At 49.9% G+C, this 15,926-nt stretch carries 16 protein-coding genes and 1 pseudogene; 2 read left to right on the forward strand and 15 right to left on the reverse strand.

Features of this window, described 5'->3' with window-relative positions:
• The 9 genes and pseudogenes from secD to ESP131_RS13845 all read right to left on the reverse strand — a co-directional run bounded on the left by secD (position 1) and on the right by ESP131_RS13845 (position 9,997).
• Positions 1–2,212 (reverse strand): annotated as a pseudogene (secD, locus tag ESP131_RS17055) (protein translocase subunit SecD).
• Positions 2,213–2,365: 153 nt separating this feature from the next.
• Positions 2,366–2,656 (reverse strand): preprotein translocase subunit YajC, encoded by a 291-nt coding sequence (gene yajC / locus ESP131_RS13810; protein WP_029342244.1) that lies wholly within the window; start codon positions 2,654–2,656, stop codon positions 2,366–2,368.
• A gap of 71 nt (positions 2,657–2,727) precedes the next feature.
• On the reverse strand, positions 2,728–3,873 hold the full coding sequence (gene tgt, locus ESP131_RS13815) for a tRNA guanosine(34) transglycosylase Tgt (protein WP_029342245.1): 1,146 nt from the start codon (positions 3,871–3,873) through the stop codon (positions 2,728–2,730).
• On the reverse strand, positions 3,873–4,913 hold the full coding sequence (gene queA, locus ESP131_RS13820; RefSeq protein ID WP_023468934.1) for a tRNA preQ1(34) S-adenosylmethionine ribosyltransferase-isomerase QueA: 1,041 nt from the start codon (positions 4,911–4,913) through the stop codon (positions 3,873–3,875). Before queA ends, tgt begins: the two co-directional genes overlap by 1 nt.
• 4 nt (positions 4,914–4,917) lie before the next feature.
• Positions 4,918–5,913, reverse strand: a complete 996-nt coding sequence (ruvB, locus tag ESP131_RS13825) for a Holliday junction branch migration DNA helicase RuvB (protein ID WP_029342246.1) — start codon at positions 5,911–5,913, stop codon at positions 4,918–4,920.
• A 4-nt stretch (positions 5,914–5,917) separates the two neighbouring features.
• Complete coding sequence (gene ruvA, locus ESP131_RS13830; RefSeq protein ID WP_023468936.1) at positions 5,918–6,511, reverse strand: Holliday junction branch migration protein RuvA; 594 nt, start codon at positions 6,509–6,511, stop codon at positions 5,918–5,920.
• A gap of 163 nt (positions 6,512–6,674) precedes the next feature.
• Positions 6,675–7,772: a quinolinate synthase NadA gene (gene nadA / locus ESP131_RS13835; RefSeq protein WP_069940865.1), complete on the reverse strand. Its 1,098-nt coding sequence runs from the start codon at positions 7,770–7,772 to the stop codon at positions 6,675–6,677.
• Positions 7,762–8,604, reverse strand: a complete 843-nt coding sequence (gene nadC, locus ESP131_RS13840) for a carboxylating nicotinate-nucleotide diphosphorylase (protein ID WP_047393643.1) — start codon at positions 8,602–8,604, stop codon at positions 7,762–7,764. The genes nadA and nadC overlap by 11 nt, the downstream gene beginning before the upstream one ends.
• Positions 8,528–9,997, reverse strand: coding sequence for an L-aspartate oxidase (locus ESP131_RS13845; RefSeq protein WP_069940866.1), 1,470 nt, complete (start codon positions 9,995–9,997; stop codon positions 8,528–8,530). The genes nadC and ESP131_RS13845 overlap by 77 nt, the downstream gene beginning before the upstream one ends.
• 98 nt (positions 9,998–10,095) lie before the next feature.
• Between ESP131_RS13845 and ESP131_RS13850 the strand changes: the two genes are divergently transcribed.
• Both ESP131_RS13850 and ESP131_RS13855 read left to right on the forward strand, forming a co-directional pair.
• Positions 10,096–11,178: a cysteine desulfurase family protein gene (locus ESP131_RS13850; protein WP_069940867.1), complete on the forward strand. Its 1,083-nt coding sequence runs from the start codon at positions 10,096–10,098 to the stop codon at positions 11,176–11,178.
• Between the two features lie 21 nt (positions 11,179–11,199).
• A complete protein-coding gene (locus tag ESP131_RS13855) occupies positions 11,200–11,745 on the forward strand; it encodes a transcription repressor NadR (RefSeq protein WP_231925638.1) in 546 nt (181 codons plus the stop codon).
• Positions 11,746–11,784: 39 nt separating this feature from the next.
• Here ESP131_RS13855 and ESP131_RS13860 read toward each other — a convergent pair whose 3' ends face one another.
• From ESP131_RS13860 to rplU, 6 genes are all read right to left on the reverse strand, one after another.
• A complete protein-coding gene (locus ESP131_RS13860) occupies positions 11,785–13,059 on the reverse strand; it encodes a hemolysin family protein (RefSeq protein WP_069940868.1) in 1,275 nt (424 codons plus the stop codon).
• A 53-nt stretch (positions 13,060–13,112) separates the two neighbouring features.
• Entirely contained in the window at positions 13,113–14,408 is a 1,296-nt protein-coding gene (gene obgE / locus ESP131_RS13865) for a GTPase ObgE (RefSeq protein ID WP_023468943.1), read from the reverse strand.
• 15 nt (positions 14,409–14,423) lie between these two features.
• Complete coding sequence (locus tag ESP131_RS13870; protein WP_069940869.1) at positions 14,424–14,906, reverse strand: Spo0B domain-containing protein; 483 nt, start codon at positions 14,904–14,906, stop codon at positions 14,424–14,426.
• 68 nt (positions 14,907–14,974) lie between these two features.
• Positions 14,975–15,253 (reverse strand): 50S ribosomal protein L27, encoded by a 279-nt coding sequence (gene rpmA, locus ESP131_RS13875; protein ID WP_012370976.1) that lies wholly within the window; start codon positions 15,251–15,253, stop codon positions 14,975–14,977.
• Positions 15,254–15,267: 14 nt separating this feature from the next.
• Complete coding sequence (locus ESP131_RS13880) at positions 15,268–15,606, reverse strand: ribosomal-processing cysteine protease Prp (protein ID WP_023468945.1); 339 nt, start codon at positions 15,604–15,606, stop codon at positions 15,268–15,270.
• Between the two features lie 3 nt (positions 15,607–15,609).
• Positions 15,610–15,918, reverse strand: coding sequence for a 50S ribosomal protein L21 (gene rplU / locus ESP131_RS13885; RefSeq protein ID WP_012370978.1), 309 nt, complete (start codon positions 15,916–15,918; stop codon positions 15,610–15,612).
• Positions 15,919–15,926: the final 8 nt, after the last annotated feature.

A 15,926-nucleotide genomic window follows, 5' to 3' on the forward strand; every position in this document is an offset into this window, starting at 1 on the left:
TTAAGAAGCACGTTTTGTCCGACCAAGTGTCCGACCTTTCATGACGAGCCAGAGTTGTGCGGCGATGAAGATCGAAGAATACATTCCCATGATCAACCCGACGAGCAGAGCAAGACTGAATCCGCGGATCGCTTCGCTACCGAAGATGTAGAGTGCCGCTGCCGTCATGATGACCGTGACGACCGTATTGATCGAGCGAATGATCGTTTGTTGAATCGATTCATTGACGATGTGTGCCAATTCATCAAATGAGACTTTCCGTCCACCTTTTTCAGCAAGTCCGAGATTTTCTCGTACCCTGTCGAACGTAACGATCGTATCGTTGACGGAATAGCCGATGATCGTCAAGACGGCTGCGATGAAGTACAGATTGACTTCGATCTGGAACAGCGAGAAGAAAGCAATGATCATCAACGCATCATGTAGCAATGCGAGGACTGTCGCAATCCCGTAGAGCGGTTGGAATCGGAACGAGACGTAGATGACGATCCCGAGTGACGCAAGTAAAACCGCATAAATCGCGTTACGCGCGATTTCCCGACCGACTTGTGCCGAAACTGTCGAGATACTCGGTTCTTTCTTGTATTCCGCTTCAACCGATTGTTTGATTTCAGAAATTTGTTCTTGGCTGAATTCACCAACGAACGTGACGTTCGCTAACTTTCCGCCTTGAGCGAATTGAATACCATCGATTTCTTCCGCATCAATCCCGGCATCTTCAATGACAGAGCGGACGTCCGCTTCCTTGATTTGATTCTCAGAAGAAATCTCGACACGCGTTCCTTGCGTGAAGTCGATCCCGAGGTTCAGACCACGGAACGACAACAAGAGGACCGACACGATGACAAGCGCGATCGTGATTGCGAAATAGATTTTACGATGTTTGACGTAATCGAATTTCGTAGGATTAAAGCTCACGGATTTCACTCTCCTTTACACCGAACCATGATTTCTTCTTATCGAACCATCGGCTACTGACAAGGAGTTGCATCAGGTAACGTGAGACAAAGACGTTCGTGACGAACGTGACGGCGATCGAAACCATCAACATGATGGCAAACCCTTTGACCGTACTTGTACCAAAGTAGTACAACACGCCAGCAGAGATCAACGTCGTCAAGTTGGCATCAAGAATCGTACCGAACGAACGACGGTTACCGGCTTTGAATGCGGACAAGACGGATTTACCACTTCGTAATTCATCCTTGATCCGCTCAGCAGTGATGATGTTCGCATCGACCGCCATCCCGACTCCAAGAACGAGTGCCGCAATCCCCGGTAACGTGAGGACGGCATTGATCCCGTTAAAGAAGATCATGACGAGATAGATGTAGAACAGCAATGTGATGATGGATACGAATCCAGAGATCCGGTAGAACAAGAGCATGAACAAGAAGACAGCGGCTACACCGATTGCTGAGGCGAAGAGCGTCTGATCAAGTGCGTCCTGTCCAAAAGCAGCAGAGACCGACGTCGAGTAGATTTCCTTGAGTTTGACCGGTAGTGCGCCGGCGTTCAGGATCGACGATAATTGTTTCCCGTACTCGGCATCGATATCGCCACCAGAAATGATCGCTTTATCCGAATTGATCGGTTGTGTGACCGATGCATCCGAGACGATCTTCGAGTTTGCTTTTTGAATTTCTTTTTCATACGAATCGCCTTTCTCATAATCGAGCCAGATGACGAGACGATTCGCAGGTGGTTGCATTTGTGAGACTTTTTGTGTCACTTCATAGAATTTCTCTTTTGATTTCATCGTCAACTCGACGAGTGGTTCATTCGTGTTCGGATCATATCCGACTTTTGCCCCTTTGGCTTTTAAGTCTGATCCATCGAGCAACAACTTATCGTTGATGTCACGGAATGACAATTGTGCTGTCGAAGAGAGGATTTGACGCGCTTCCGTCTGATCCTTGACGCCAGCAAGCTGAACGCGAATCCGGTTATCGCCTTCGATCCGGATATCTGGTTCAGAGACACCGAGGACGTTGACACGGTTCTCGATTGCCGTCAGCGTCGCACTCATCGCATTTTGATCGATGACGTCTCCTTCTTTCAGCGGTTGTACTTCATACAAGACTTCGAAGCCACCCTTAAGGTCAAGGCCGAGCTTCGTATCCTTCAACAACCATGACGATGTCGTACCAATCAGTACGAGCAACGCAATGACGACGATGAAGAATGTGGCAAGTTTCCCTTTCTTGATCATGCTACATTGTCCTTTCTCTAGTTCCCAGTATATTTTCAGACAACTTTGTTCTCCTACCCTAGCTTACAAAAGAAATGGTAATCTTAGCAAACGTTTTTCTCATATATAAACAGAAAAGACGCTCCGGAATCCGGAAAGCGCCTTTTCAATGCCTTATTCGACAGTTTCGTCGTCCATGACAGTCGTTGATTTTTTCGTCACTTCTGCGACAGCACTTCGGTTGAATGTCAATTGTGCATTACCTGACTTCAATGTCACCGTCATGTCGTCAACTTTTTGGACAACCCCGTGAAGACCACCGATCGTAACGATCGAGTCGCCGCGTGAGAGTTCATTTTGCATCTGACGCACTTGCTTCTGGCGTTTGTTCTGTGGACGGATCAACAAGAAATAGAACACCACGAAGATCAAGATCATCGGGAGGAATGTGATTAAGCCTTCCATCTGATTCAGCTCCTTTATCATTCAAATCACGTTCATTATACCGTGAAAGAATTGATTTGTCAGACGATTTGTTAGAAATTCTTTGCGTTCGGTAAATTGTAACCGTATTCTTCGAAGAATTCTTCCTTGAAATCGAGCAGGCGATCCTCACGAATCGCTTGGCGAACGCCTTCCATCAACTTGACGAGGAAGTGAAGATTGTGTGTCGAACACAGATGCAGACCGAACGTTTCTTGCGCACGGATCAAGTGATGGATGTACGAACGCGAGTAGTTCTTGCACGCGTAGCAATCACATTTCTCATCGAGCGGACGGAAATCACGTGCATACTTCGCGTTCCGAACGACGAGACGTCCTTGTGATGTCATCAATGTGCCGTTTCGCGCGATCCGTGTCGGTAAGACACAGTCGAACATATCGATTCCGCGGATCGCACCCTCGATCAATGCGTCCGGTGAACCGACGCCCATCAAATAACGAGGCTTGTCTTCCGGCATGAGTGGTGTCGTGAATTCGAGCGCACGGTACATGACGTCTTTTGGCTCTCCGACTGATAGACCACCGACCGCATAACCAGGGAAATCAAGGGCAACGAGGTCTTTTGCACTTTGACGACGTAAGTCTTCGTATTCTCCACCTTGGATGATACCGAACAGCGCTTGATCGTGTGGACGTTCATGCGCAGCAAGACAACGTTCCGCCCAGCGGCTCGTTCGTTCGACAGATGCTTTCATGTACTCGTGAGAAGCTGGGTACGGTGGGCACTCATCAAACGCCATCATGATATCTGAACCGAGTGCATTTTGAATTTCCATCGCTTTTTCCGGTGACAAGAACAATTTGTCCCCGTTCAAGTGGTTACGGAAATGAACACCCTCCTCAGAAATGTTCCGGAGGTCAGCAAGTGAGAACACTTGGAAACCACCTGAGTCCGTCAGAATCGCGCCATCCCAGTTCATGAATTTATGCAGACCGCCCGCTTCCTTGATGACATCATGTCCTGGACGCACCCAGAGGTGGTACGTGTTCGCGAGGATGATGTTCGCGTTCATGTCCTTGATTTGTTCCGGTGCCATCGTCTTGACCGTCGCTTGCGTTCCGACCGGCATGAAGACCGGTGTCTCGAAACTACCGTGCGGCGTGTGGACGATTCCTAACCGCGCTCCGGATTGTTTACATGTCTTGATATGTTCGTATGTTACCGCGTGTTTTGTCATTAGTTTCGTTCCTCTCTCGTTAAGAACATCGCATCACCGAAGCTAAAGAAACGATAGCCGTTCGCGACTGCTTCTTCATAGGCATGCAGAATGTGTTCCCGTGTCGATAATGCGGACACGAGCATGATCAATGTTGATTTCGGTAAGTGGAAGTTCGTGATCAATCCATCAATCCCTTTGACTTCCTGACCTGGGAAGATGAAGATGTCCGTCCAGCCCGTTGCTTCGACGAAGTCGCCATGGTCACGAATGACCGTTTCAAGCGTCCGTGTCGATGTCGTTCCGACTGCGATGATCCGTCCGCCTTGTTTCCGTGTTTCGCGTAGCAAGGCAGCTGAACTTTCCGGCAGTTCGTAGTACTCACTGTGCATTTTATGACTATCGACGTCGTCGACCGAGACAGGACGGAACGTGCCAAGTCCAACGTGTAACGTCAACGGTGCGATCCGGACGCCTTTCGCTTTGAGCGCTTCAAGCAATTCCGGTGTGAAGTGAAGACCAGCCGTCGGTGCTGCCGCACTTCCGCGTTCCCGAGCGTAGACCGTCTGATAACGATCTTGATCCTCGAGTTGTTCATGAATATACGGTGGCAGTGGCATCGTTCCGAGTTGGTCGAGCACTTCGTAGAAAATCCCGTCATAGAAAAACTTCAGGATTCGTCCTCCGTCTTCAAGTGCTTCGACACACTCAGCACGGAGTAACCCGTCACCAAACGATAAAATCGTTCCTGGTTTAACACGTTTTGCCGGTTTCGCAAGTGTTTCCCAAACATCGTCACTCGTTTGCTTCAAGAGTAACAATTCAATCTTTCCACCCGTTTCTTCCTTCACACCAAAGAGACGGGCCGGTAAGACTTTCGTATCGTTGATGACGAGTGTATCGCCTTCGCGGAAGTGATCGACGATATCATGGAAGTGCTGGTGCTGAATCGCACCGGTCTCCCGATCGAGAACCATCAATTTCGAACTCGTCCGGTCGAGCAATGGCACTTGGGCAATTTGTTCTTCTGGTAAATGAAAATCAAATAAGTTTACATCCATTGGTTCAATTTCCTTCTTTCAGTCCTAAATGTTGGCGGGCGAACGGTGTTAAGACACGTCCGCGCGGGGTACGTTGTAAAAATCCTTGTTGTAGTAGATATGGTTCATACACATCCTCGATCGTCTGCGCATCTTCCCCGATCGTCGCTGCGATTGTCTCGAGTCCGACCGGACCACCGGCAAACCGTTCTGCAAGCGATCGTAGTAAACGATGGTCGACATCGTCGAGTCCGAGCGCATCGACATGCAAGCGATCAAGCGCACTTGTCGCAAGCGTGGCATCGATCTCGGTTTGATGGGCGACTTGAGCAAAATCACGAACACGCCGTAATAACCGGTTCGCGACACGTGGTGTGCCACGTGAACGGAGTGCGATCGCTTCTGCTGCCAGACGATCCGCTTCGAATCCGAACAATCGTGACGTCCGGGTCACGATGGCAGACAACTCTGACATCGTATAATATTCAAGCTTCAGCGTCACGCCAAAACGATCACGGAGCGGTGCCGATAACATCCCCGCACGTGTCGTTGCACCGACGAGCGTAAACGGTGGTAAATCAATTCGGACGCTGCGGGCAAGTTCCCCTTGACCGATGACGATATCGAGACAATAATCCTCCATCGCCGGATACAGGATCTCTTCGATCGATCGACTCAATCGATGAATCTCGTCGATGAACAAGACGTCACCCGGTTCCAGTGATGATAGGATTGCTGCCAAATCACCCGGTCGTTCGATCGCAGGACCGGCTGTCGTCTTGATGCCGACTCCCATCTCGTTCGCGATGATCGTTGCAAGCGTCGTCTTCCCGAGCCCCGGAGGACCGTAGAGAAGAACGTGATCGAGTGTTTCCTGACGAATTTTTGCCGCCTCGATGAAGACACTTAAATTTCCTTTTGCTTTCTCCTGCCCGATATATTGCTCGAGCGTTTGAGGACGCAGACTCCACTCTTCTTGATCTTCCGCATGGGCGGATTCTGACAAAATGCGCTCTTCCATGTCCTCACCTCACATTCAATAACAACTGGAGTGCCCGTTTGACATATTGATCCGTCGACAGGACTTCTGCCTGCAACGCTTTTTTGACTTTCTCGACTTCTCGGTCACTGTAACCAAGCGCCGTTAAGGCTTCACAAGCTTCATTCAGCTCAGCATTGCCTTGCGCGAACAAGCCTTCGCTCGGTACGTAATCCGGTGCGAGCTCAGCTAACTTTCCTTTTAGGTCGAGCGTCATTTGCTTCGCTGTTTTCTTGCCGACCCCTGGGAATTTGACGAGATAACTTTCTTTCTCTTGTTCAATCGCTTCAACGAGCGCATCGACATTCCCTGATGCGACGATCGCAAGCGCTCCTTTTGGTCCGATTCCTGTGACACCGAGCAACTTCGTGAACAAGGCACGCTCACGACGGGAACGGAATCCAAATAAGACTTCTTGGTCCTCACGGACATAATGATACGTATATACGATGATCTGTTCGTCTCCGGTCCGATAAAAAAACGGGTTCGGTGCTACGATTTTGTAGCCAATCCCGCCAACTTCTACCGTCACGAATTCCGCACAGACATAAGCGACTTCGCCGCGTACGAATTCTATCAATGTGGAACGCTCCCATCCTTAAACAAACTCTCGTGTTATTGTAGCATACATCTTCGTTTGGCTTCAAAGCGTTCTTCAGCAAAAATCAATACATATGTTCGGTCTCTCAATCAGAAAACAAAAAAGCGTGATCGTTCGCACGACCACGCTCTCACCCTTTATTTTATGAACGCTCAAGCATCCGTTCGAGCGCCAATACGGCGTGCCGCGTCGTCTCTGCATCGACCGTGATGATGTTAACCGGGTCACCGGCTTCGACTTGTTCGAGCGCCCACGCCAAGTGCGGTAAGTCAATCCGGTTCATCGTCAGACACGGACACATGAATGGATTGAGCGACACGATATCAAGTTCCGGATGAGTCGACGCGAGTCGATTGACGAGGTTCATCTCTGTTCCGATCGCCCACTTCGTTCCAGGAGCAGCCTGTTCGATTTGTTGAATGATGTACGCCGTTGATCCGTTGAGATCAGACGCTGCTACGACTTCGTGTGAACATTCCGGATGGACGAGAATCTTTCGCTCTGGATCCGTCTTGCGGAACTGTTCAATCTGACCGACCGTGAATTTCTCGTGGACCGAACAATGTCCTTTCCATAAGATGACGCGGACGTCCTGGTCTTCCCCGTCAAAAACGAGTTCGTCCTTGATCGGATCCCAAATCGCCATCTGTTCTAACGGAATTCCGAGTGCGTGCGCCGTATTGCGACCGAGGTGTTGATCGGGCAGGAAGAATAAGATGTCGCGTTCAGCAAGCGCCCACTTGACCATCTGGACAGCGTTTGATGACGTCACTGTCGCCCCCCCGTGACGACCAACGAACGCTTTGATTGCTGCCGTCGAATTGACATACGTCAACGGTAAAATCGACTCCCCGAACCGTTCCGTCAAGATCGTAAAGGCCCGCTCCGTTTGCGTATCGTTCGCCATATCCGCCATCGAACAACCAGCACGCATGTCAGGCAAAACGACCGTATGTGACGCATCCGTCAGCATGTCTGCCGTCTCTGCCATGAAGTGGACACCACAAAAGACTGTAAATTCCGCTTCTGTCATCTGCTTCGCGACTTGCGCGAGCTGGAGCGAATCTCCCGTCGCATCCGCGAACTGGACGACTTCATCCTTTTGATAGTGGTGGGCAGGTAAGAACAAGCGACTGCCCATCCGTGCTTTGACCCCTTCGATGATGGCGATTAAGTCTGCTTCTGATTGTTGTAAGTACGACGCCGGAATTCCCTCATGACGTAATAAATCAAATGACATCTTTTTTTCCTCCTTCGATTTTCATGCTGATATCAAGTGCTGTTGCTGAATGGGTGAGTGCTCCGAGTGAGATGACGTCTGCTCCGCTATCTGCAAAGTCTGATAACGTGTCTAGCGTAATCCCACCGGATAGTTCGACCGTGATGTGCGGTGGAATCAATTGCCGGAGCTGTTTGATTTCTGCTGGTGTCCGGTTATCGAGCATGATGATATCGACTCTTGCAGCCACTGCCTCCAGCACTTCCGCTTCCGTCTCGACTTCGACTTCAATTGGTGTCGTATGACCCGCGACACGTTTTGCTCGCGTCACCGCTTCCGTAATCGATCCCGCTACTGTGATGTGGTTGTCCTTGATCATGACGGCGTCATCGAGACGTCCGCGATGACTATAACCACCCCCGACGCGAACGGCATGTTTTTCGAGCATTCGTAATCCAGGGGTCGTCTTTCGTGTATCCGTGATTCGGATTCGTCCTGCTGCCATTTCAACGGCTTGACGTGTCTTCGTCGCAATCCCGGATAAACGTTGCACCAAGTTCAAGGCGACCCGTTCTCCACTTAAAATATCCTGTAACGAACCAGACCACTCGGCAAGGAGTGTGCCTCGCGTGACGACCGTCCCTTCCGCTACATGAATCGTCACGTCGACTTGTAACAGATGCGCCATCTCCCGAATGATGTCTGCTCCGCAAAAAACTCCGTCTTCCTTTGCTAAAAAACGACCGGTCCCGCGTTCTTGTCCCGTCAGACATCCTTCACTCGTGATGTCCCACTGTCCGATATCCTCGATTAAAAATGCCTCCAGTTGTTGCCGTAACTGCCACTTGTTCAACGCTCTCATCCTCTCCTGTCAATCGACTCCGTGCTCCTTCAAGCAACAAACATGCCGTTACGTGACGTAATCGATTTTCTTCCGCTTCCTGTCCGGATTCGTCTAATGTCCAGTCTTTTAATGCGTCCAGACTTTCTTGTATCTGCCTAACATCCATTTCGACACCAATGACCTGCGATAGACGGTCTGTTACGGAACGAAGTGTTCCCGGACGTCGTTTTATTTGTTTGACTGAACGTTCCGGTAACAGCTTGAGCTGTTCTGCTACTGCTTTTCCCATGACGACACATTCAAGGAGCGAGTTCGACGCCAGACGATTTCGACCGTGTAGTCCAATCGATGCTGTCTCGCCGACCGCGTATAGTCCTTCGACCTGCGTCCGCCCTGAAAGGTCCGTCTCGATCCCACCCATTAAGAAATGAATGCCTGGTGCAATTTCAACGAGATCCGGATTTATGTTCAGTTTTTCACATTTTTCTACAAACGTTGGAAACCGTTTCGTTCGGTCGACGACGTTCGACGTATCGAGATAGACCGGTTCACGTTTTCGCACCTCATGGATTCGTTTTGCGACTTCATCTCGCGCCGCTAAATCTTGCATCGGATGATCCGCCATGATCCGGTCGCCATTTTTCGTTACAAGCGTCGCTCCTGCACCTCGTAATGCTTCCGTGATTAAACCTTCCGAACGACCTGCATGAACGAGTACCGTCGGATGATGCTGGATATAACCGAGATCACGAATCGTCGCCCCCGCTTCAAAGGCGAGTGCAATCCCGTCCCCTTGAATCAAAGGGTCATTCGTCGACGCTGCGAATAATCCACCCACTCCACCGGTCGCGAGAATCGTTGCGCGCGCCACAATCTCGATCGGCTCTCCCTCGCTATATCCGACTGCACCTACTACCTGTCCATTGACTTGAATCAACTCTGTGATATGCGTCTGCTCAAGAATCGGAAATGGTACTTGCGGCATCAACGTCTCCATGATCCGTTTACCAGTCTCGTCCCCGCCACAGTGATAAATCCGCGGCAAACGATGTGCTCCTTCACGACCGAGTAAAAACTCTCCCTCGGACTGATCGAATAAAACGCCTTGTCGTAATAAGAATTCCATCGCCTCGGTTCCCGATCGGGTGACGTAATCGACGACGGACCGATTGATACGCCCTTTTGCTGCTTGGCACGTATCTTCAAAGTGACCACGATGATCGATTTCTGCATAAGCGGAAGCAATCCCACCTTGTGCTCGGACGGAATTTGTCTCAAACCGCGTACCTTTCGAGACAAGTAATGCGTTCATTCCTGAAGGAAGATGCAGGGCGACTGAAATCGCGGCAAGCCCTGTTCCAATGATCAACACATCCGTCTCAAGCCTTTTATGTAAAGACATATGATTTACACCTCTATATCTAAATGTTTACTATTGACTTGACAATAAGTTTGGCATACTTTTAGCTGAGTGACAAGACGAAAGGACAGGATTTTTTCATGATCTATCTCGATTACGCAGCGACGACTCCGCTGCATCCACAAGCACTCGATCATTATCAACAAGCCGCTCAGTCGTTCTACGGCAACAGTTCTTCTCTTCACGACATCGGTGGGGATGCTGAACGTTTACTCGAACGAGCCCGTCACTATCTGATGCAACAATTGGCTCAACAAGAAGGAACCGTTATCTTTACAGGGAGCGGATCAGAAGCGAATTACATCGCTTTGACACACTTGATGCGACAGAGTAACAAATCAGTTGTCTTGACACTTCGATGTGAACATGATTCGGTCTTGCTTCCGCTTGCGCGCTGGGCACAAGAAACACGGCACCTGTCTTTATTACCGGACGGAACGTTCGATTGGGAACAATTCGTCGCGACTTGTACGGACGAAATTGGTGTCGTCTCGATTCAACACGTCAATTCGGATACGGGTTTTCGCTTTCCCGTCGAACGAATTGCAGCTTACTGTCAATCGCGTGGGATTCTGTTTCATTGCGACGGGGTCCAAGGATTCTTAAAAGACGACATCCATATTGACGCCTTTGATGCGTACACGATGAGTAGTCACAAGGTCTATGGACCTAAAGGGTTGGGCGCCCTGTATCTGCGACGACCACTCTTCAGTCCTTACTACGAAGGTCATCACGAATTCGGGATCCGTCCTGGTACAGTCGATGTTCCGGGAATTGCAGCCTTCATCGCTGCCTGTGAAGCCACGCGACTAGAAAATCCAGGAATCCAGGATTCAAGCCGTCGATTTCGTGGTATGCTAAAAAAAACATTGTCTTCGTCTCGTTACGTGATCATCGAGTCCCCGACGCAACTGGCTTCCATCTGTGCCATCCATACGAAACAACGGGACGGTCAATACGCGTTGCTCGCCTTGAATCGTGCTGGAATCGCCGTTTCTGCTGGTAGTGCTTGTCGGGCTGGAGAAAATGGTCCGAATGCGACATTACGTGCCATCGGCTATGACGAATCGGCGGCTCATGGGTTGATTCGACTCAGTTTTGGAAGACACACGACGAACGAAGAAATCGAACAGTGCATTGATGTGTTGAACACAATTTCATGACACTGGAGAAAGGTAGGAGACATGATGGGGAAACGCATCTCCGGAGAAGAACGCCGGAAATCATTACTTCGTATGATTGAGGAAAGTGAGCAACCTGTCACAGGAACGGCACTGGCGAAACAAGCAGGTGTCAGTCGCCAAGTGATTGTGCAGGATTTATCATTGTTAAAGGCAAAAGGATATCCTGTCATCGCGACAGCTCGTGGCTATTTTATCAATGATCCGGAAGTCGACGGCTCAAAATTACGCCGCAAGATCGTTTGCCGTCACGGCATCGATCAGTTAAAGGATGAGTGTGACGCCATCGTTGACGAAGGGGTCGTCGTCCGTGATGTTATCATCGAACATCCCGTCTACGGCTTCATCACTGGAGAATTGATGCTAAAAAGCCGCCGAGATGTCCGCGTATTGCTCGAGCAGTTAAAGGAGACGCAAGCCACTCCGCTCTCGAGCCTGACGGACGGAGTCCATATTCATACGCTGGAAGCGGATCATGAAGAAGCACTAGAAGCAGCTATCGCAAAACTCGATCGTCTCGGAATTCTCGTTTCGGAGCTCGATGTCTGAACAATAAAAACCGCTTATTCCCAAAGAATAGGCGGTTTTTTATCGTTCAATCGGTTCAAGTCGTGTCTCCGGCATCGTAGATGGCGGATCGAACGCTGCTAAAACTTTGCGGACGCGTCGGTTTTCGATATGCAAGACCGTCAACGTGACACGTTCATAACGCATCACCGTTCCAACGTCCGGCAATTGTCCGCTCTCCTCCATGATCCATCCCCCGAGTGACTGGGCATCGGTGTCTGGCATCGTCAACTGAAATTGCTGACAGAAGTCTTCAATGTCATACTCTGCTAGACATTCGTATTGCTCTGGACCAATCCGTTTCGTGTATTCCAATGATTCATCGTGTTCATCCCAAATCTCCCCGACGATTTCTTCTAAAATATCCTCAAGGGTGATCAGACCTGCCGTCCCTCCGAATTCATCAAGTACGACTGCCATATGGGACTGCTTGACTTTGAGTTCCGGTAATAAATCCATCAATCGTGTCTGTGGTACGACGAACGATACCGGTCGAATCCATTCTCGGATATCGACAGAGCCATTCTTCACATACGCACGCAGAAAGTCCCGCTCCGATAATACACCGATGACGTGATCAATCGAATCCTTATAGACCGGTAGACGAGAATAGCCACCCTTCTGGACCTCTGCAAGGATATCTTCAAGCCGCGCATCAATATCGATCGCTTGAATATCCATGCGAGGCGTCAACGCATCCTCGACCGTCACATGTTGAAAATCAACCGCTTGATGAACGAGTTCAGCCTCTGCAAGCCCCATGATCCCCTCTTCTTGACTGATATCAACGAGTGCTTTGAGTTCCTGTTCAGTCACGAGCGGTCCTTTTGGATCTGCTCCAATCAACCTTAGCGCTAACTGGCGTAAGCGGAGTAACAGGAAGACGAGTGGTCGAAAGCACAGTAAGAAGAAGCGCAGTGGACGTCCGATCAACAACACGTAACGTTCCGTATGTTCACGGGCATACGACTTCGGTATCAATTCCCCGAACAACAGCAACAGGAAAAACAGCGCAAGAAAGGCAATGGTTTGTGTCGCGATCGTCTCGACGAACTGGATGATCCACCAGCCACCAAATAAGATAAAAGCGACGTTGACGATCGTATTCCCAATCAAAATCGACGTCAGTGTCTCTTCATAGCGTTGAAGTAAACGAAATACACGGGACGCACGCGCGTCCCCTGCTTCCGACTGATGCAACAATCGCAACCGATTGACACTCGCGAGTGCCGTCTCGGCTGAGGAAAAGAATGCGGATAAGACGAGAATCGGAATTAACCAAACGAATGAAATCATGGGCAATGGGTCCACGATGCTTTCACACTCCGTTTCCTAATGGAATGAACCGCTTAGAAGGATGACTCGACGAATTCGAACTCGAAATCACGGATACGAACGACATCGCCGTCGATCGCACCAAGACGACGTAACTCTTCGTCGACACCCATTTGACGCAGTGTCCGAGCGAAACGTTTAATCGATTCTTCACGCATGAAGTTTGTCATCGTGAAGAGTTTTTCGATCCGTGGTCCTTTGATGACGAAGCAATCGTCTTCATCTTTCGAAATCGTAAAGCCGGCTTCAGGTGCTTCGTAACCGTAGACGACACGTGGTGTCGCTGTTTTCTCTTCGAGTTCCTCAAGACCAAATTCTGGTGTTGCATCGACGAGGTCCGCGATTCGGAATAACAGATCGCGTAATCCTTGACGTGTTGCTGCTGAAATCTCGAATACTTCAAGCTCTGGGAAAGCTTCCTTGAAGGCTTCAAGATGTTCTGCCGCATCCGGCATGTCCATCTTGTTCGCGACGACGACTTGCGGACGCTCTGTTAAGCGCAGGTTATAGTCTGCAAGTTCTTTATTGATGATGTTGTAGTCTTCGATTGGATCGCGGCCTTCCATCCCACTCATGTCGATGACGTGGACGATGACTTTCGTCCGCTCGACGTGGCGTAGGAACTGGTGACCGAGTCCGACACCTTCACTTGCGCCTTCAATCAATCCTGGCAAGTCAGCCATGACGAAGCTACGGCTATCTTCCGTTTCGACGACACCGATGTTCGGTGTGATCGTCGTGAAGTGATACGCGCCGATTTTCGGACGTGCTGCTGAAACGACTGATAACATCGTTGATTTTCCGACACTCGGGAAACCAACGAGACCAACGTCTGCTAGCATCTTCAGTTCAAGTTTCAAGTACTTCTCTTCTCCTGGCTCACCGTTTTCAGCGTGCTCAGGTGCTGGGTTGGCTGGTGTTGCAAAACGTGTATTCCCACGTCCGCCACGTCCACCTTTTGCGACGATCGCTTGTTGCCCGTGATGGACGAGGTCAGCGATGACTGCATTCGTATCGTCATCATAGACGACCGTACCAGGTGGGACCTTGACGATTAAATGCTCGGCTTTACGACCGTGCATGCCTTTTGACATACCGTTTTCACCTTGAACTGCTTTAAAGTGACGTTTGTAACGGAAGTCCATCAATGTCCGAAGCCCTTCGTCGACTTCAAGGACGACGTGTGCCCCGTGACCACCGTCACCGCCGGCAGGACCGCCGTCCGGAACGTATTTCTCGCGACGGAACGCTACTTGCCCACGTCCTCCGTCACCTGCTTTTACATAAATATTTACCTGATCGACAAACATGTCGGATCCCTCCTCTTACTTCTCTTCCTCAAACGGAAGACTTTCAATCTCAATCACACACTCATTTTCCGTCTGCGACTCGATTTCCATCGGCGTCACTAGATCTTCAAGGCGCGACATATCTAGTAGATCCCGATAGATCTCGATGGTCACGCCCTCGTGGAAGGTCACGGATACTTCTCCTACTCCTACATCAATCATGGCGATGGCTGCTTCGACGAGTTGCTTCAGCCGCTCATCTTCCATGTGGGGTGCTCCGATGACATCATACGTCACAGTTTTGCCTGACCATTCAGCTTGCAGTAACGCCAGTGCGGTTTTCGGCAATCCGATTCGCGCTAGACGTCCTTCCCGAGATGCTTGATCCCGGTACGCCGAACAGATTGACTCGACTGCTTGTTCGTCTCCGATCGCGCCATACGAACGGACGAGTTGTATCCGGTTCAACCACTCGTGACGAAGAGTCTTTAAAAGATCAAGTACCTGCTGTTCCTCCATCGGTCGTTCCCTCCTAAAAAAAACAGACCCTAACCCTCGAAAGTGGCTAGAGTCTGCTTCGTCGATCCTTATGCTGGGTAAACGCTGACTTGTTTCTTGTCGCGTCCGAGACGTTCGAAACGAACGACACCAGTTGCAGTTGCGAAAAGTGTATCATCGCCACCACGTCCGACGTTCATACCTGGGTGAATCTTCGTACCGCGTTGACGGTAGAGGATTGAACCAGCAGAAACAGTTTGACCGTCTGCACGTTTCGCCCCAAGGCGTTTCGATTGCGAGTCACGACCGTTCTTTGTCGAACCTACCCCTTTTTTCGATGCGAAGAACTGAAGATTAAGTTTCAACATGTGGAATCCACCTCCTATACTTGTTCAAGTTGGATAAACTCACCGTAACTTTCAGCGATGGTACCAAGTTGGACCAAAGTCGCTTCCAGTAACAATTGGGTGCGTTCACTGACATCCGGTGCTAAGTCAGCGTACGGTTCTACATAAAAGTAGCCACCCTCTTGTTGTTCTGCCATTTCAAGGAGCAGGACCTGCCCGAGTAATGCTTCTATGGCATTGTATGCCCCGAAGATCACCGACGAGACGCCGGCACAGACAAGGTCGAGACCTGGTTCTGCGAACTCGGCATGTCCTGTCACTTCGATGGAGCGGACGAGTTCCGCTTCATCTCGTCGAATCTTGACACGTATCATGGCTTACGCTTCGATTTTCTCGATGCGGACCTTCGTGTAAGGTTGACGGTGACCTTGCTTACGACGGTAGTTCTTTTTCGCTTTCATTTTGAAGACAGTGATCTTTTTCGCGCGAGCGTGTTTGATGACCGTTGCTACGACCTTCGCACCTTCTACGAGTGGAGCGCCGACTTTAACATCGTCACCACCAAGGATCAATACTTCACCAAATTCAACTGTGCTGTCGACGTCTGCGTTTAATTTCTCAACGTAGATTTCTTGGCCAGCTTCAACTTTGACTTGTTTACCACCAGTTTTGATAATTGCGTACATTACGTGCA

It is taken from the genome of Exiguobacterium sp. U13-1, from assembly GCF_001750115.1.
Lineage (GTDB): Bacteria > Bacillota > Bacilli > Exiguobacteriales > Exiguobacteriaceae > Exiguobacterium_A > Exiguobacterium_A acetylicum.